This window comes from Geodermatophilus sp. URMC 62 (genome assembly GCF_052931475.1).
The window spans coordinates 2383706-2399851 of the sequence record NZ_JBRFHY010000001.1 but is presented as its reverse complement, the minus strand read 5'-3'; the positions used below and the strand labels follow the sequence as shown (position 1 = coordinate 2399851).

Below are 16146 nucleotides of genomic sequence, written 5' to 3'. Positions count from 1 at the left end.
AGCGTCGTCGGGGTGAGCAGGGAGATCCGCTGGGGCGTCGTCGGGCCGGGGCGCATCGCGCAGAGCGTGATGGGCGACTTCGCGCACGTCCCCGACGCGCGGCCGGTGGCCGTGGCCTCGCGGTCGGCCGACCGGGCCGCCGCCTTCGCCGGGCAGCACGGGCTGGAGCGGGCGTACGGCTCCTACGCCGAGCTCGTCGCCGACCCCGACGTCGACGTCCTCTACGTCGCGACCCCGCACCCGCAGCACCACGCGGTCGCGCTGGCCGCCATCGACGCCGGCAAGGCACTGCTGGTCGAGAAGACGTTCACCGCGACGACGGCCGGTGCGCGGGAGGTGGTCGACGCCGCCCGCGCGAACGGCGTCTTCGTCATGGAGGCGATGTGGACGCGCTTGCAGCCCGCCGTCGTCGCGCTGCGGGACCTGGTCGCCGACGGCGCCATCGGGGAGGTCCGCTCGGTGCAGGCCGACCTCGGCGTCGACCGCGCCTACGACCCCGCCGACCGGCTGTTCGCCCTCGAGCTCGGCGGCGGGGCGCTGCTCGACCTCGGCGTCTACGTCGTCTCCTTCGCCCAGATGCTGCTCGGCGCGCCCGACACCGTCACCACCGTCGGCTCGACCTTCCCGACGGGGGTCGACGCCGAGGCCGGGCTGCTGCTCGGGTGGAACGACGGGCGCACGGCCACGCTGACCACCTCGCTGCGCTACCCGACCCCCGGGCAGGCGCGGGTCTTCGGCACGGAGGGGTGGATCGACGTCCTCCCCCGCTTCCACCACCCGGACACGATCGTGCTGCACCGCACCGGCGCCGAGCCCGAGACGATCACCCGCCGTCCCGACGGGGTCGGCTACTCCCACGAGCTGGCCGAGGTCACCGCCTGCCTGCAGGCCGGCCGCACGGAGAGCGCGGTCGTGCCGCTGGCCGACACCCTCGCCGTCCAGGACGTCCTGGGCCGCGCCGCCGAGCAGCTCGGGGTCACCCACCGGGAGGATCCCGACGCGCTCGCTGTTTGACGGTTCAAGTTCCGAGCTGTGGTGCCGAACACCAGGGCATGCCGCTGCTGACGGGACTGACCACCGTCCTCGCCAAGATGACCTCTGCCTCCGCCGTGGCCCAGGCCGCGGCAGGAGTGGGCATCGCCGTCATCGGGGTCACCGGCGCCGGCGCCACGGGGGTCCTCCCCGGTCCGGTGCAGGACGGCGTCGCCGGCGTCCTGGAGACCGTGACGCCGTTCGACCTGCCCGACTCGGCCGACGGCGACGCCGCGGCCACCACCGACGACGACGCGGGGACCGATCCGGCCGCCGTCTCCCCCACCCCCACGCCGGCCGCACCGACCCCGGACGCCCCGGACGCCGGCGACACCCCCGGCTCCGACGACGCGCCCTCCGCCGAGCACACGGCCGGCTCGCCCGGCTCCGACGACCCGGCCGACGCCCCCGACGGGCGGCCCTCCGCCGTCCCGACGCGGACCCCGGCCGCGCCGGGCACCGCCGACCACTCCGGCTCCGGCCCCGACTCCGGCCCGGGGTCGACCAGCCCGGGCTCCGGCTCGAACTCCGGCCCGGGCTCGGACTCCCGGTCCGGTCGCGACCACCCCGAGGACGACGCCACCCCCTCCGTCGCCGCACCCAGCACCGGCTCCGACGACGAGGCCGACGACTCCGGCGCCGACTCCGCGAGCGACCTCGACGACTCCGGCAAAGACGGCTCCGGCAAGGACGGCTCCGGCAAGGACGGCTCCGGCTCGGGCGACTCCGGCTCGGACCCCTCCGGTCACGGCGGCAGGGACGACTGACCCTCAGGCCGCCGTCCAGGCCAGGCCGCTCGCCTGCTCGGGTGTGGGCACCCGGGTGGCCGTGCGGCCGGCGCGGCGGACGGCGCCGGCCAGCGCCACCGCGTCGACGACGGCGGCCCCGCCGGGGTCGTTGTTGAGGTAGACGAACACGTCCTCGTCGTCGGTCCAGGTGGCCGCCAGCCGCTGCGCCCACTCCTCGAGCACCGCCGTGGGATAGCCCCAGCCCTCGGCGCCGGTGTGCAGCCGCAGGTAGCCCCAGCCGGTGGTGCGCCACAGCGGCGTGACCGGCCGCTCGGCCCGGTCGGCCCAGCACAGGGCCGCGCCGTAGCGCTCCAGCAGGTCGCGGACCTCGTCGGTCCACCAGGTGTCGTGCCGGGGCTCGACGGCCACCCGGACGCCGGGCGGGAAGCAGGCGAGGCAGTCGCGCAGCAGGCCAGCGTCGGCCTTGAGCGTGGGGGGCAGCTGCAGCAGGACGACGTCGAGCCGGTCGCCGAGCCCCTCGGCGTGCCGCAGCAGGCGGGCCACCGGCTCCTCGGGCTCGCGCAGCCGCTTGACGTGGGTGAGGAACCGGCTGGCCTTGACCGCCCAGCGGTAGTCGGCCGGCGTCCGCTCGCGCCAGGCGGTGAAGGTGTCGCGCTCGGGCAGCCGGTAGAACGCCGCGTTGCTCTCCACGGTGGCGAAGTGCCGCGCGTGGTGCTCCAGCCACAGCCGCTGCGGCAGCCGCTGCGGGTAGAAGCGGCCGCGCCAGTCGCGGTACTGCCACCCCGACGTCCCGATCACCACGGCCACGGCGTCGGCCTACCCGGCGCCGTGGCGGCCGACGCACCGCCGGCCGCCCGTGATCACCTCGGGTGCAGTGGGGCCTCCTCCGCGCCGAGGACCCGCTGGACCCGGGGTGGTCACGACGTCCCCGCAGGGCGGTGGCCCGGACAGGGCCCGGCAGACGCCGACAGGGGCGGCCCGCCGAAGCGGACCGCCCCTGCCGGGCAGTGCTGGTGGTGCTACGGGGTGGCCGGACTCAGAAGTCCATGCCGCCCATGCCGCCGTCGCCACCGGGCATGGCCGGAGCGGCCTTCTCCGGCTTGTCGGCGATGACGGCCTCGGTGGTGAGGAACAGCGCCGCGATGGAGGCGGCGTTCTGCAGCGCCGAGCGGGTGACCTTGGCCGGGTCGATGATGCCGGCCGCGACCAGGTCCACGTACTCGCCGGTGGCGGCGTTGAGGCCGTTGCCCACCTCGGAGTTGCGCACCTTCTCCGCGACGACGCCGCCCTCGAGGCCGGCGTTGACGGCGATCTGCTTCAGCGGCGCCTCGAGCGCGACGCGCACGATGTTGGCACCGGTGGCCTCGTCACCCTCGAGCTCGAGCTTCTCGAACGCGACGGTGGTGGCCTGCGCCAGGGCGACGCCACCACCGGCGACGATGCCCTCCTCGACGGCGGCCTTGGCGTTGCGCACCGCGTCCTCGATGCGGTGCTTGCGCTCCTTGAGCTCGACCTCGGTCGCGGCGCCGGCCTTGATGACGGCGACGCCACCGGCCAGCTTGGCTAGGCGCTCCTGCAGCTTCTCGCGGTCGTAGTCGGAGTCCGACTTCTCGATCTCGGCGCGGATCTGGTTGACCCGGCCGGCGATCTGGTCGGTGTCACCGGCACCCTCGACGATCGTCGTCTCGTCCTTGGTGACGACGACCTTGCGGGCGCGGCCCAGCAGGGAGACGTCGGCGGTGTCGAGCTTGAGGCCGACCTCCTCGCTGATGACCTGGCCACCGGTGAGGATGGCGATGTCGGTCAGCATGGCCTTGCGGCGGTCGCCGAAGCCGGGGGCCTTGACGGCCAGCGACTTGAAGGTGCCGCGGATCTTGTTCACGACCAGGGTCGCGAGGGCCTCGCCCTCGACGTCCTCGGCGATGATGGCCAGCGGCTTGCCCGACTGCATGACCTTCTCCAGCAGCGGGAGCAGGTCCTTCACCGAGCTGATCTTCGAGTTGACGACGAGCACGTACGGGTCGTCGAGGACGGCCTCCATGCGCTCGGCGTCGGTGACGAAGTAGGGCGAGATGTAGCCCTTGTCGAAGCGCATGCCCTCGGTGAGCTCGAGCTCGAGGCCGAAGGTGTTGCTCTCCTCGACGGTGATGACGCCTTCCTTGCCGACCTTGTCCATCGCCTCGGCGATGAGCTCGCCGATGGCCGGGTCGGCGGCGGAGATCGACGCGGTGGCGGCGATCTGCTCCTTGGTCTCGACGTCCTTGGCGGTCGAGAGCAGGTAGTCGGTGACCGAGGCGACGGCCTTCTCGATGCCCTTCTTCAGGGCCATCGGGTTGGCGCCGGCGGCGACGTTGCGCAGACCCTCGCGGACGAGCGCCTGGGCGAGCACGGTGGCGGTGGTGGTGCCGTCACCGGCGACGTCGTCGGTCTTCTTCGCGACCTCCTTGACCAGCTCGGCGCCGATCTTCTCCCAGGGGTCCTCGAGCTCGATCTCCTTGGCGATGCTCACACCGTCGTTGGTGATGGTGGGAGCGCCCCACTTCTTCTCGAGGACGACGTTGCGGCCCTTGGGGCCGAGCGTCACCTTGACGGCGTCGGCGAGGGTGTTCATGCCCCGCTCGAGACCGCGGCGCGCCTCTTCCTCGAAGGCGATCATCTTGGCCATGTGGTGATGTCCTCCATGCATGGATCGCTGCACGGCCGGGACCGGCGCCCGCGACGGACGACACCGGCGCCGCGGGCGCTCACGTGGCCCGCGCTCCAGTGCCTCACCGTTCCGACCTGATTGGCACTCGGCACTGTCGAGTGCCAATCCGAAGTCTGGCACTCGCCCCTGCCGAGTGCAAGAACGGGGGGTGGCCGCCGGCTGTTCCCCTCCCCCGGCGGGACCCGTCAGCGCGGGGGAGCCTCCGCCGCGGCTGTGGACGCCGTCCGGGCCCCGGCACGGTCCCGTTCCTCCTGACGGGCCAGGGTCGCCGTCTCCAGCCGCAGCAGGAGCCCCGGCGACAGGCGCATGAGCCGCCACAGCACCCGCGCCTGCCGCGGGGCCACGATCACCGCCCGGTTGCGCTCGATCCCCCGCAGCACGTCGGCGGCCAGCGCGTCGGCGGGGTAGAGCCGTCCCCCGCTCACCCGGGTGATCGCGGCGCGCGTGTCGGTGCCCTCGGCGGACGGCACGCGCGGCAGGTCCGCCGGCATCCCCTTGTCGAGGATCGGGGTGTCGATGCCGCCGGGGCAGACGACGCTCACCCGGACCCCCCGCGACGCGGCCTCCGCCCGCAGGCTGAGCGAGAGCCCGACGACCGCCCACTTCGTCGTCGCGTAGGGGCCCATGCCCGGCGCCGGCAGCAGACCGGCCAGCGAGGCGGTGTTGACGATGTGACCGTGTCCCTGCCGCAGCATCAGGGGGTAGGCGGCCTGCACGCCGTGGACGACCCCCCGGAGGTTGACGTCGATGGTCCGGTCCCAGTGCGCCGGGCTCAGCTCCTCCGCCGGTCCGCCGATCCCGAGGCCGGCGTTGTTGACCAGCAGGTCCAGCCGGCCGTGCCGCTCCGCGGTCCCGTCGACCAGCGCGGCGACCGCGTCGGCGTCGCGCACGTCGACGGCAGCCGCCGTGGCCGTGCCGGGTCCGGCGGCGGTCAGCCGCTCCGCGGTCCCCTCGGCTGCCGCGCCGTCGACGTCGGCGAGGACCACCTGGTCCCCGCGACGCACCAGCGCCGCGCCCAGGGCTCGTCCGATCCCGGATGCACCACCCGTGACGATCGCGATGCGCGACACGGCACCCCCTCGTCCCCCGGCGCCGGCCGCGCCTCCTGCGGCAGCCTCCCGCGGCGAGGAGCCCGGGGCCACACCCCGCCGCACGGCGGCCGGCCGCGGAGCACCGGGAGGCCGCGGAGCACCGGGAGGAGGGCACCGCGACCACACGGCACCGAGGCCCGGCTCCCTGTCGGGGACCCGGGCCTCGGTGGGCGTGCAGAGGTGGTTCTCAGGCGGTGCGGACCGCGTCGGCCTGCGGACCCTTCTCGCCCTGGACGACCTCGAAGGTGACCCGCTGGCCCTCGTCGAGGCTCTTGTACCCGTCCATCTGGATGGCCGAGTAGTGGACGAAGACGTCCTGGCCGCCGTCGAGGGCGATGAAGCCGAAGCCCTTCTCGGCGTTGAACCACTTCACGGTGCCCTGTGCCACGTGTGCTCCCACGTTCGTGCGTGCGGACGGACCCCGGGTTCCGGGGGCCGGGTACAGCTCTTCCGCCCGTCGGACACGAACGTGGAACTGACAACCGCGCGAGAACGTACATCAGGGACAGCCAGGTGGGGAGTCACCCCACGCACGACTGCTGCCCGATCGGGGGAGCTGCTCACCCGGACCGGCGCCGGGACGAGCGTACGCCCCTACCGGATGAGCCCGGCCGCCCGCACCGACTTCAGCGACGGCTCCACGCGGTGCGTGGGGCCGACCACCGGCTCCAGCGGGTCGAGGGTCTTGAGGCCCTCGCCGGTGTTGAGGACGACGGTCTCCTTCGTGGGGTCCAGCCGCCCGTCCTCGACCAGCTGCCGCAGCACGGCCACGGTCACCCCGCCTGCGGTCTCGGCGAACACGCCGGTGGTGCGGGCCAGGTCGCGGATGCCCTGCACGATCTGCTCGTCGCCGACCCGGCCGACCGCGCCGCCGGTGCGCCGGATGGCGTCGAGCGCGTAGGGGCCGTCGGCGGGGTTGCCGATGTTCAGCGACTTCGCGATGCCGGTGGGCCTGACCGGCTTGACGACGTCCCAGCCGTTGTCGAAGGCGGTGGCGATCGGGTCGCAGCCGGCGGACTGGGCGCCGAAGACCCGCCACTCGGTGGCCTCGACGATGCCGGCGGCGGCGAGCTCCCGCCAGGCCTTGTCCACCTTGGTCAGCAGCGAGCCCGACGCCATGGGGATGACCACCTGGGCCGGGATCCGCCAGCCGAGCTGCTCGGCGATCTCGTAGCCCATCGTCTTGGAGCCCTCGGCGTAGTAGGGCCGCACGTTCTGGTTGACGAAGGCGGTGTCCTCGAACTCGTCGGTCTCGACGAGCTCGCTGGTCAGCCGGTTGACGTCGTCGTAGGACCCGTCGACGGCGACCAGCGTCTGGCCGTAGACCGCCGACTGCACCACCTTGCCTGGCTCGAGGTCGGCCGGGATGAAGACGTAGGAGGGCAGGCCGACGCGGGCGGCGTGCGCGGCCACCGAGTTGGCCAGGTTGCCGGTCGAGGCCGCGGCGATCTTGGCGTAGCCCAGCCGCTTGGCAGCGGTGGCCGCCAGGCTGACCACGCGGTCCTTGAACGAGTGGGTGGGGTTGGCCGAGTCGTCCTTGACCCACAGCCCGCCGGTGAGGCCGAGCTCGGCGGCCAGCCGGTCGGCGCGCACCAGCGGCGTCATGCCGGGATCGAGGGAGACGCGGTCGGCCGGGTCCTGGCCCACGGGCAGCAGGGCGGCGTAGCGCCAGATGTTCTGCGGGCCGGCCTCGATCTGCTCCCGCGTCACCGCCCGCATGCGCTCGGGGTCGTAGTCGACCTCCAGCGGGCCGAAGCACTGCGCGCAGGCGTGCTCGGCGATGAGGCCGAAGGTGGCGCCGCAGTTGCGACAGACGAGGCCACGGGCGGGGCTCGGGGGGACGGGGCCGCCGGCGGACGAGTCGGCCTGCAGCGAACCGGGAGCGGTCAGGGTCATGCGACGACTACCTCCTCATCTTCCCCGCGGCGGGCCGTCGAGCCGTGCGGGACGGAATTGGCACCTCTCGCCGCTCGCGCAGCGCGGTTGCCGGGGCTTCACCGGGCCGTGTCCCTCTGCCCCTCTGGATGAGTGGAACGGGGCCGACTCTACCCGGGTCCCGGAGCACCGCCGTGGTCCGGCCATGCTGGGCGTCATGGCCTCGGCTGCAGCCCGCATCGTCTACACCGACCTCGACGGCACGATGGTCGGCGCGCGGGGCTCCTTCTGGCACACCGCGGACGGCGTCCCCACCGCCGAGCCGGCCACCGCGCTGCTCGAGCTGCACACCGCCGGGGTCCCGCTGGTCATCGTCAGCGGGCGGACCGTCGACCAGGTGACCGAGGCCGGGCGGATCTTCGCCGCCGACGGCGCCATCGCCGAGCTGGGTTCGTTGGTCACCTGGAAGGGCGGCCGGGCGCGCCACCAGCTTCCCGGCGAACTGCCCGCCGAGCACGCCGGGCGCACGCCCGTGGACGTCATGGCCGGGCTCGGCGTCGTCGAGGACCTCTGCGCGGCGAACCCCGGCCGGCTGGAGTGGCACGCGCCCTGGCACACCACCCACTCCGGCGATGCGCTGCTGCGCGGGTTCGTCGACCCGCTCGCCGTCGACGCGTGGCTCGCCGAGCGGGGCCTGGGCTGGCTGTCCCTCAGGGACAACGGCGCCATCCCCGCGACGGCGGAGCTGGACCTGGCGCCCGAGGGGCAGCTGGCGCGGGTCTACCACCTCATGCCGCGCGGGATCTCCAAGGGCGCGGCGATCGCCTGGGACCTCGAGCGCCGCGGGATCGACCCCGCCGACGCCGTCGCGGTCGGCGACAGCGCCAGCGACCTGGAGATGGCGCCCGTCGTCGGCCGGTTGTGGATCACCGCCAACGGCGCCGAGGTCGAGGGCATGCCGGAGTTGCTGGCCGCCGTCCCGAACGTGACCGTCACCGACGGGGCGATGGGCGAGGGCTGGGCCCAGGCGGTGCGCGCGAGCCTCTGACCGGACGACGGCGGACGGGGTCGTGACGCGGTCCTGCGCACGCCGGTGCGGAAGCGCCCGGCGTGGACGACGGCCACCCGGAGCCGGCATCCCGTCTTGCCCGGTCAACCAGACGGATAAATACTCCCGCCTGACGTCGATCGGCGAAGCGGGGCATCCGAACGGGCTGCGGCCATCTTGCCCGGACCTGGTGACCGCGGTCGGCGACGACGCCGCGGAGGCGACCCTCCGGTGAGTGCCCCTGGACCCCTCGCGGGCACCGGACCAGCGATCAGCGACGATCGGAGCACCAGTTGAGCCACACCACCGACAGGGCGATGAACCGCAGGCGCGTGCTCGCCGGGCTGGCCGGGGCGGGCGTCGTCGCGCTCGGCGCGACCGCCGGACCCGCGAGCGCGGCGCCGGGCACCTCGGGGCCGTCGGGGCCGGGGGGACAGGCCGGCGGCCCCGGCCAGCGGGCGGAGCTGATCCCCGCGCAGACGTCGTGGGAGCCGGTGCCCCCGATGACGGGGAGCCTGGGCCAGGTCCAGATCCCGGGTGTGAAGCTGGCGGTGTGGGACACCGGCGGGAACGGCACACCGATCGTGCTCATGCACCCGCACAGCGGGCACGGCGGCGTGTGGGGCTACCAGCAGGCGGCCCTCGCCGAGGCGGGCCACCGGGTGATCAGCTACTCCCGGCGCGGCTACCTGGGGTCCGAGCCACTGGTGGGACGCGACGCCGGCACCGACCTCCGTGACCTCACCGCCCTGATGGACGTGCTCGAGGTCGGGCAGTTCCACCTGGTCGGGCTGGCCGCGGGCGGCAACGCGGTGTTCGACGCCGCGGTGTCGATCCCGGACCGGCTGCTCAGCTGCGTCGTGGGCTGCACCATCGGCGGCATCCAGGACCCGCAGTGGGCGGCAGTCACCCAGCGGTTGATCGCCGGGGGTTTCCTGCAGCTCCCCGCCGAGTTCCAGGAGCTCGGGCCCTCCTACCGGGCCGCGGCACCGGAGGCGCTGGAGGAGTGGAAGGCCAACGAGGAGGCGCCCAAGCCGGCGACCCCGTTGCCGGGCACGCAGAACGCCCTCACGTGGTCGGCCATCGAGGCGATCACCACGCCCACGCAGCTGTTCACCGGCGACGCCGACATGTACTTCCCGCCCAGCCGGCTGCGCGAGCTGGCGACCCACCTGCCATCAGCCGAGGTCGCGGTGTTCGCCGAGGCGGGGCACTGCCCGCACTGGGAGTCCTACCTCGCCTTCAACGACATGGTGCTGTCGTTCGTGCGGAGGAACGAGCCTGGGGGGCGCGGGCACGGGGGACACGGGGGCTAGGCCGGACGAGGGGGCGTCGAGCCCGTCCTCGACGCCCCCTGGTCGAGCCGGCGGGAGTCTCCTCCACCGCGATGCGTCAGCGCTGCTCCCCTGCGGCGTGACGCTCAGCTGGTGACGTCGCGCCGGGAGAAGTGGCGGAAGCCCAGCGCGGTGAACACCGCGGCGTAGACCAGCGACTGGACGACGCCGCGGAAGAGGTCGGAGGAGTCGACCGGCGTCTGCAGCAGGTCGGTCCAGGCGAACTCCTCCGCGGTCGGGAACCAGTCGCGCAGCGACCCGAGCTGCTCGACCTGGTCGAGGATCGCGAACACGAACATCGTGAACACCGCCCCGCCGACGGCGGCCAGCGGCGCGTCGGTGATCGTCGACAGCCAGAACGCCAGCGTGCCGACGACGAGCAGGTGCACGGCGAGGTAGCCGAGCATCCCGGCCAGCCGGAGCAGCCCCTCCCCCTGCGGCAGGGTCACCCCGATCGGCGTCTGGATCTCGGCGAACCCGAACGCGATGCCGCCGGCCACCACCGCGACGACCGCCAGGGTGAGCAGCGCGGCCACCGACAGCACCAGCGCGGCGGCGAACTTCTGCCGCAGCAGCCGCATCCGCGGCACCGGGGTGGCCAGCGTGTAGCGCAGCGACCCCCACTGCGCCTCGCTGGCCACGGTGTCGCCGAAGAACAGCGCGTAGACCACGACCAGGAAGAAGCCCGTCGTCGCGAACAGCACGAACAGCGTGAAGTTCAGGCCGCTGGCGGTGGCGACGTCGACGAGGTTGATCCGGCTGTTGGTCTGCGCCTCCTCGCTGGCGCCCAGTTGCAGCGCGGCGATGAGCACCAGCGGCAGGGCGACCATCAGCACGAACACGCCGATGGTGCGCCGCCGCTTGAACTGCCGGCGCAGCTCGACCGACAGCCGCAGCGTCCGCTCGGGCCGGTAGCCGGCGACCGCGCCGGTGGGCTGGACGTGCTGTGTCATGGCTCGACTCCGGCCTCGGTCCGCTCCTCGCTCGCTGGCGCTCGCTGCGGTGCTCCCGCGGCTGTCGTTCTCGTGGTCGACGGTCACGACTCCCCCACGAGTGCCAGGAACGCGTCCTCCAGGCGGCGGCGCGGTGTGAACTGGTCGACGGCGACGTCGGCGGCGACCAGCGCCTGCAGCGCCGCCGCCCGCGACGTCCGCTCGCCCAGGTCGGCGACCAGGCCCTCGTCGGTGCGCTCGACGGTGACCCCGGGCAGCCCGGACAGGACGGCGGCCGCGCGGTCGGTGTCGGCGTCGTCGGCCAGACCGACGGAGACCGCGCCGCCGGCGCCGACGATCTCCTCGACCGTGCCCTGCGCGATCTTCTGCCCCTTGGCCATGACCACCACGTGCGTGCAGGTCTGCTCGATCTCGCTGAGCAGGTGGCTGGAGACGATGACCGTGCGGCCGGTGGCGGCGTAGGAGCGCAGAACCTCCCGCATGGCGTGGATCTGCGGCGGGTCCAGGCCGTTGGTCGGCTCGTCGAGCACCAGCAGGTCGGGCAGGCCGAGCATCGCCTGGGCGATGGCCACGCGCTGGCGCATGCCCTGGCTGTAGCGGCGCACCGGACGGTCGATGGCCGCACCCAGGCCGGCGACCTCGATCGCCTCCGCCATGTGCGCGTCGGCGGCCGGGCGGCCGGTGGCGGCCCAGTAGAGGGTGAGGTTGTCGCGGCCGGACAGGTGCGGCATCAGGCCGGTGCCCTCGACGAAGGAGCCCAGGCGCGACAGCACCGGCGCCCCGGGACCGGCGGCGTGGCCGAAGACGCTGATCCGGCCCTCGGTCGGGCGGATGAGGCCCATGAGCATGCGCAGCGACGTCGTCTTGCCCGCGCCGTTGGGGCCGAGCAGGCCGAGCACCTGTCCGCGGCGGACCTCGAAGGACAGGTCGCGGACGGCGACGAAGCCGTCCTTGTAGGCCTTGGTCACGCCCTCGAAGCGCAGCGGCACGTCCTCGCCGTCGGGCTCGACCGCCGAGGTCACCCGGCGCCGGCGGCGGCCCCACAGCCGCGCGGCCAGCCACCCGAGCAGGCCGAGCAGGACGACGGCGCCGAGCAGCCACCACCAGCGCGAGGTGCCGCCGTCGGCCTGGGCCTGGCCCTGCACGGTGGGGACGGCGATCGTCGCGCCGCCGTCGCCCGCACCGGCGAGGGCGACCGAGTAGACGGTCGCCTCGGCCGGCAGCGCGAAGGCCTGGTCGGTCGAGGAGACGACGACGCGCATCGTGTGGCCGGCCTCGAAGCGGTGCACGATGCCGGGCAGCGTGACGCTCACCGGGGTCGGCGCCGCCGGGTCGGCCGACAGGCCGCTGAGCGCGAGGGGGGCGACCACGCCGCCGGGCAGCGTCTGGGCGCCGTCGGGGCCGACGTCGTAGAGCTTGGCGAACAGCGTGGCGCTGCCGCTGGGCGAGGCGACGGCGAGGTCGACCGTGGACGCGCCGACCACCTCGACGGCGTCGGCGAGCGGCTCGCTGGAGAAGGCGGCGAACTGGCCGGGGACCTCCACCGCGGTGCCGCCGAGCGCCGAGGCCAGCGACCCGAGCCCGGGGACGGTGGTGATGGCGGCCGGGGTCCCGCCGGCGGGGGTGACGACCGGCTGGACCGCACCGTCGAGCACGACGTCGACCCGCTCGGTCGGCTCACCGCCGTCCAGGCCGGGGTAGGCGCCGGCGATCACGCTCTGGCTGCCGCCCTGCACGGTGCCCAGGCCGCTGCCCAGCCCGGTCGGCGCGGGGAACCGGAAGCCGGTGCCGGGGTCCTCGCCGCGGGCGGGGTCGCCGGCGTCGCGCAGGTGCCGGTCGAACCAGCCGGCCACGAGCTCGCGCAGGTCGGCGGTCTCCCGCTCCGAGGCCTGCGAGTCGTGGCCCCCGGCGTACCAGACGACCTCCACCGGGGTGCCGTTCGCGGCGATCCCGCGGGCGTTCGCGTCGGCCTGGCCGAGGCCGAACAGCGAGTCCTCGGTGCCCTGCACCAGCAGCGTCGGCGCGGTGATCCGGTCGAGCACCGCGGCGGGGCTGCTGCGGTCGAGGACGGCGGCGATCTCCGGCGTCAGCGTCCCGGTGGCCGCGGCGTCCTGGTAGGCGGCGCAGATGTCGGCGCGGAACCGACCGCAGGTGAGCGCCTGCTCGACCACGGCCGGGTCGACGGCGGAGGTGTCGACCGAGGAGGGGTCGAACGGCAGCGCGGCGCCGTCGGAGGCGGCGGCGCCGTCGGCGCCGCCGAGGGCGTCGAGCAGCCCGCCGGTGGGCGCCGAGCCGACACCGAAGAAGAGCCCGGCCCACAGCCGCTTGTAGACGCCGGCCCCGGCGGTCTGCGGCGTGGCCGCCGGGGTGGCGGCGTCGACGGTGCCGGTCTGGGAGGGGAAGAGCGCCGCGGTCAGCGAGTTCCAGGTGATCTGCGGGGCGATGGCGTCGACGCGGTCGTCGTAGGCGGCGCCGAGCAGCGACAGCGCTCCGCCGTAGGAGGCGCCGGCGACGCCCACCCGCGGGTCGCCCTCGCCGTCGAGCAGGACGTCGTCGCGCGCGGCGAGGACGTCGAGCAGCGTGGACAGGTCGGCGACCTCGTAGCGCGGGTCGTCGAGGCCGATCTGCCCGGTGCTCGCGCCGAACCCGCGGGCGGAGTAGGTCATCACCACGTAGCCGCGCCCGGCCAGGTCGCGGGCGTCGTCGGCCACCGACTGCTTGCTGCCGCCGAAGCCGTGCGCGAGCACGACCGCGGGGGCCGGCGCGTCCGCGGTCGCCGACGCCGGCCGGTAGAGGGTGGTGTCGAGCTCGACGGCGTCGGCACCGGAGCCGGAGGGGACGCGGGCGTCCTCGGTGGAGACGTCCTCGGCCGCGACCGCGGGTGCGGGCAGCGAGACGAGCGCCGTGCCCGCGAGGAGCAGGGCGACGAGGACACCGAGGGCGGCACGGGTGCTCGAGCGCGGGCGAAGACGCACGGGCCCGCGGACGGGAGGCACGCTGCGGCCAACGGACGGCGCCGCACCGGTGTTCCGGGACGGGACGCGACGGACTCGGGTCAGGGCTGCCACTCGGCGGTGAGGACGACGACCAGGCCCGGATCGGCCTCGCCGGGGACCTCGAAGAAGCGCACGGTGGGCCCGACGGTGATCCCGGGGAACGCCTCCATCAGCTGCAGGGCCGACTGGCGCTGGGACTCGTCGCCCGCGGTGAAGAAGACGGTGGTCGTCGCGATCTCGCTGCCCTGGTACTCGCCGACGCCGGCCGCGGTCCACCCCTGGGCGGCGAAGGCGGCGGAGGCGTCGCCGGCCAGCCCGCCGACGTCGGTGGCGTTGAGCACGGTCACCGGCACCCGCACCGGCGTGGTCGGCGCCTGCTCCACCGGCGGCAGCGGGACGGCCGACAGCGGCGGCAGCGGGCCGGAGGTGGGCGTCGCGGACGCCGAGGCGGTCGGCTCCGCGGGCTGGGTGGCGTCGCTCTCCTGCGCGGCCGGTGACGTGAAGCTGTACACGCCGAGCACGACCAGCGCGACCACCACGACGGCGAGCAGTCCGACCACGGACCGCCGGCGCGGGCGACCGCCCTCGTCGTCGTCCCCGCGCAGCGCCGACGGGGAGACGCCGGCCCGGCGCGCGGCACGGCGGCGCTCGACCTCCATCGCCTGCCGCTCGGCGCGCGACGCCGCCCGGCTCCCGACCACACCGGTCGAGGGCCCGGTCGACGGTCCGGTGGAGGGTCCGGTCGGCGGCCCGGCGTCGGGCTCGTCGCGGCGGTCGCGGGACGTGCGGCGCCGGTCGGCGACCTCGCGGTCGGGGATGGCCTCGGTGAGCGGCGCCGGGGGCGCGGCGTCGGTGCGGTCGCGGACTCCCTCGCGGTCGGGGATGGCCTCGGTGGCCGGGGCGGCCGCCCGGGCGCGGGAGACCTCCCGGTCGGGGATGGCCTCGGTGAGCGGGGCCGCGGCAGGCGCGGCGGCCCCGGGGCCCGACGGGCGGGTCCAGTCGCGGTAGGTCGACGCACCGCCGGCCGGCGCCGTGGCGGCCGGTGTGGCGGCCGGTGCGGCCCCGGGGGCCGGCGACGAGGACCGGGACGGAGCCGCGGCGGGGCCCCGGCTGCCGGCCGCGGCCGGGCGGATGTCCTCGGGTGCGGGGCGGGCGGGCGCCCGGCGCGGGGACTCGGCCGGCGCGGGACGCGCCGGGGACGCCGTCCGGCCGCGCGCGGCGGGCCGGGCGGGCTGGTCCCACGGGTCCAGGACGGGGGTCGCGAGCTCGGGCGCGTCGGCCTGGGGCGTGGGGACCGCCTGGAAGGGCGCCATGGTGGTCTCGAGCGCCGTGGGACGGGCGGGTGGCTCGGGTGCCGGGCGGGCGGCTGCGCCGGCCGGCGGGGCGGGCAGCCGCGGCCGCGTGAGCGGCGCGGGCTCCAGCGGGCGCGACCGGGCGGCCGGTCGCGCGGGTACCGGCTGGGCGACCGGCCGCGCCGGCGCCGGCTGGGCAGCCGGCCGTGCGGGCGCCGGCTGGGCAGGCGGCCGTGCGGGCGCCGGCGGTGCGACGGGTCGCGCGGGCGCCGGCGGCGCGGGCGCCGGCTGGGCGACGGGTCGCGGGGGCGCCGGCTGGGCGACCGGCCGCGCGGGTGCCGGCTGCGCGGGGCGCGCAGGTCCCGGTTGTGCGGACGGGCGGCCGGTGAGGGGACGGCGCCGGTCGCCGTCGCCCCCCAGCAGGGCGTCGCGCCGGCGGTCGGCGCGGCTGCGGCCGGGGGTCGTGGGGTGGTCGCTCAGGTCGGCCGGCTGCGCCGCCGCGGTCGGCGCGGCGCCGCGGGGGGCGGCGGGCGCAGCAGGGCCGGGGACGGACGTGTCACCCCCGGGGGGCGGGACGTCGGTACGGCGCCGGCCACCGGCCGGCCGGTCCGTTTGGTCACCACCTGGCGCCACATGCCTGCCCACAGTGACCAAATCTAGAGGGCGGAGGAGTCCTTGCCCAGCAGGTGAGGCGAACGCCGCTGTCTGCGGGCGGTGCGCAACCGGCGCAGCCGGCGCACCAGCAGGGGGTCGGCGGCGAGCGCGGCAGGCCGGTCGACCAGGGCGTTCAGTACCTGGTAGTACCGCGTCGGGGGGACGCCGAACCGCTCGCGGATCGCCGTCTCCTTCGCTCCGGCGTGGCGCCACCACTGCCGTTCGAAGGCCAGCATCTCGTGCTCGCGCCGGGTCAGGCCCGCGGGGTGTGCGGGGCCCTCGCTCGACGCCGTGTCCTCCCGCGGGGGGACCGCGGGGTCGGGGTCGGAGGTCATGGCCGGGGAGGTCCGTTCGATCGGGGGGAAGCCGTCACCGACAACGGTAGGCCCGGGTGCCGACACTCGCGGCGCGCCGT

At 75.5% G+C, this 16146-nt stretch carries 13 protein-coding genes and 1 riboswitch; of the genes, 4 read left to right on the top strand and 9 right to left on the bottom strand.

The genetic code is table 11. The features are described 5' to 3' along the window. Positions 1 to 12: 12 nt before the first annotated feature. Together ACU616_RS11520 and ACU616_RS11515 are read left to right on the top strand one after the other, a co-directional pair. Positions 13 to 1014 (top strand): Gfo/Idh/MocA family protein, encoded by a 1002-nt coding sequence (locus ACU616_RS11520; RefSeq protein ID WP_446758597.1) that lies wholly within the window; start codon positions 13 to 15, stop codon positions 1012 to 1014. Positions 1015 to 1052: 38 nt separating this feature from the next. Beyond that, on the top strand, positions 1053 to 1799 hold the full coding sequence (locus tag ACU616_RS11515) for a hypothetical protein (protein ID WP_446758596.1): 747 nt from the start codon (positions 1053 to 1055) through the stop codon (positions 1797 to 1799). 3 nt (positions 1800 to 1802) lie between these two features. On the opposite strand, the gene ACU616_RS11510 is transcribed toward ACU616_RS11515, so the two are convergent. From ACU616_RS11510 to thrC, 5 genes are all read right to left on the bottom strand, one after another. Next, the gene (locus ACU616_RS11510) at positions 1803 to 2588 is read right to left on the bottom strand and encodes a DUF72 domain-containing protein (protein WP_446758595.1); all 786 of its coding nucleotides are present in this window, start codon (positions 2586 to 2588) and stop codon (positions 1803 to 1805) included. Between the two features lie 229 nt (positions 2589 to 2817). Then, positions 2818 to 4446 (bottom strand): chaperonin GroEL, encoded by a 1629-nt coding sequence (groL, locus tag ACU616_RS11505; RefSeq protein WP_446758594.1) that lies wholly within the window; start codon positions 4444 to 4446, stop codon positions 2818 to 2820. 227 nt (positions 4447 to 4673) lie between these two features. Further along, complete coding sequence (locus ACU616_RS11500) at positions 4674 to 5558, bottom strand: SDR family NAD(P)-dependent oxidoreductase (protein ID WP_446758593.1); 885 nt, start codon at positions 5556 to 5558, stop codon at positions 4674 to 4676. Positions 5559 to 5766: 208 nt separating this feature from the next. Further along, positions 5767 to 5967: a cold-shock protein gene (locus ACU616_RS11495; protein ID WP_446758592.1), complete on the bottom strand. Its 201-nt coding sequence runs from the start codon at positions 5965 to 5967 to the stop codon at positions 5767 to 5769. Between the two features lie 206 nt (positions 5968 to 6173). Continuing rightward, entirely contained in the window at positions 6174 to 7475 is a 1302-nt protein-coding gene (gene thrC / locus ACU616_RS11490; RefSeq protein WP_446758591.1) for a threonine synthase, read from the bottom strand. Between the two features lie 12 nt (positions 7476 to 7487). After that, a riboswitch (SAM riboswitch) is annotated at positions 7488 to 7610 on the bottom strand. Between the two features lie 61 nt (positions 7611 to 7671). Between thrC and ACU616_RS11485 the strand changes: the two genes are divergently transcribed. Continuing rightward, positions 7672 to 8502, top strand: coding sequence for an HAD family hydrolase (locus ACU616_RS11485; RefSeq protein ID WP_446758590.1), 831 nt, complete (start codon positions 7672 to 7674; stop codon positions 8500 to 8502). A 317-nt stretch (positions 8503 to 8819) separates the two neighbouring features. After that, positions 8820 to 9818 (top strand): alpha/beta fold hydrolase, encoded by a 999-nt coding sequence (locus ACU616_RS11480; protein ID WP_446758589.1) that lies wholly within the window; start codon positions 8820 to 8822, stop codon positions 9816 to 9818. A 104-nt stretch (positions 9819 to 9922) separates the two neighbouring features. Here ACU616_RS11480 and ACU616_RS11475 read toward each other — a convergent pair whose 3' ends face one another. The 4 genes from ACU616_RS11475 to ACU616_RS11460 form a co-directional block, all read right to left on the bottom strand. Next, complete coding sequence (locus ACU616_RS11475) at positions 9923 to 10789, bottom strand: ABC transporter permease (protein WP_446758588.1); 867 nt, start codon at positions 10787 to 10789, stop codon at positions 9923 to 9925. 83 nt (positions 10790 to 10872) lie between these two features. After that, the gene (locus ACU616_RS11470) at positions 10873 to 13764 is read right to left on the bottom strand and encodes an alpha/beta fold hydrolase (RefSeq protein WP_446758587.1); all 2892 of its coding nucleotides are present in this window, start codon (positions 13762 to 13764) and stop codon (positions 10873 to 10875) included. 80 nt (positions 13765 to 13844) lie between these two features. Next, positions 13845 to 15098, bottom strand: a complete 1254-nt coding sequence (locus ACU616_RS11465; RefSeq protein ID WP_446758586.1) for a LytR C-terminal domain-containing protein — start codon at positions 15096 to 15098, stop codon at positions 13845 to 13847. A gap of 635 nt (positions 15099 to 15733) precedes the next feature. After that, a complete protein-coding gene (locus tag ACU616_RS11460; protein WP_446758585.1) occupies positions 15734 to 16066 on the bottom strand; it encodes a DUF3263 domain-containing protein in 333 nt (110 codons plus the stop codon). Positions 16067 to 16146: the final 80 nt, after the last annotated feature.

What these genes read in the sequence shown, in the direction of transcription:
- ACU616_RS11515 (WP_446758596.1), top strand. Translation starts at nt 1,053, where the DNA reads ATGCCGCTGCTGACGGGACTGACCACCGTCCTCGCCAAGATGACCTCT.
- groL (WP_446758594.1), bottom strand. Translation starts at nt 4,446, where the DNA reads ATGGCCAAGATGATCGCCTTCGAGGAAGAGGCGCGCCGCGGTCTCGAG.
- thrC (WP_446758591.1), bottom strand. Translation starts at nt 7,475, where the DNA reads ATGACCCTGACCGCTCCCGGTTCGCTGCAGGCCGACTCGTCCGCCGGC.
- ACU616_RS11485 (WP_446758590.1), top strand. Translation starts at nt 7,672, where the DNA reads ATGGCCTCGGCTGCAGCCCGCATCGTCTACACCGACCTCGACGGCACG.
- ACU616_RS11480 (WP_446758589.1), top strand. Translation starts at nt 8,820, where the DNA reads ATGAACCGCAGGCGCGTGCTCGCCGGGCTGGCCGGGGCGGGCGTCGTC.
- ACU616_RS11475 (WP_446758588.1), bottom strand. Translation starts at nt 10,789, where the DNA reads ATGACACAGCACGTCCAGCCCACCGGCGCGGTCGCCGGCTACCGGCCC.
- ACU616_RS11465 (WP_446758586.1), bottom strand. Translation starts at nt 15,098, where the DNA reads ATGGCGCCCTTCCAGGCGGTCCCCACGCCCCAGGCCGACGCGCCCGAG.
- ACU616_RS11460 (WP_446758585.1), bottom strand. Translation starts at nt 16,066, where the DNA reads ATGACCTCCGACCCCGACCCCGCGGTCCCCCCGCGGGAGGACACGGCG.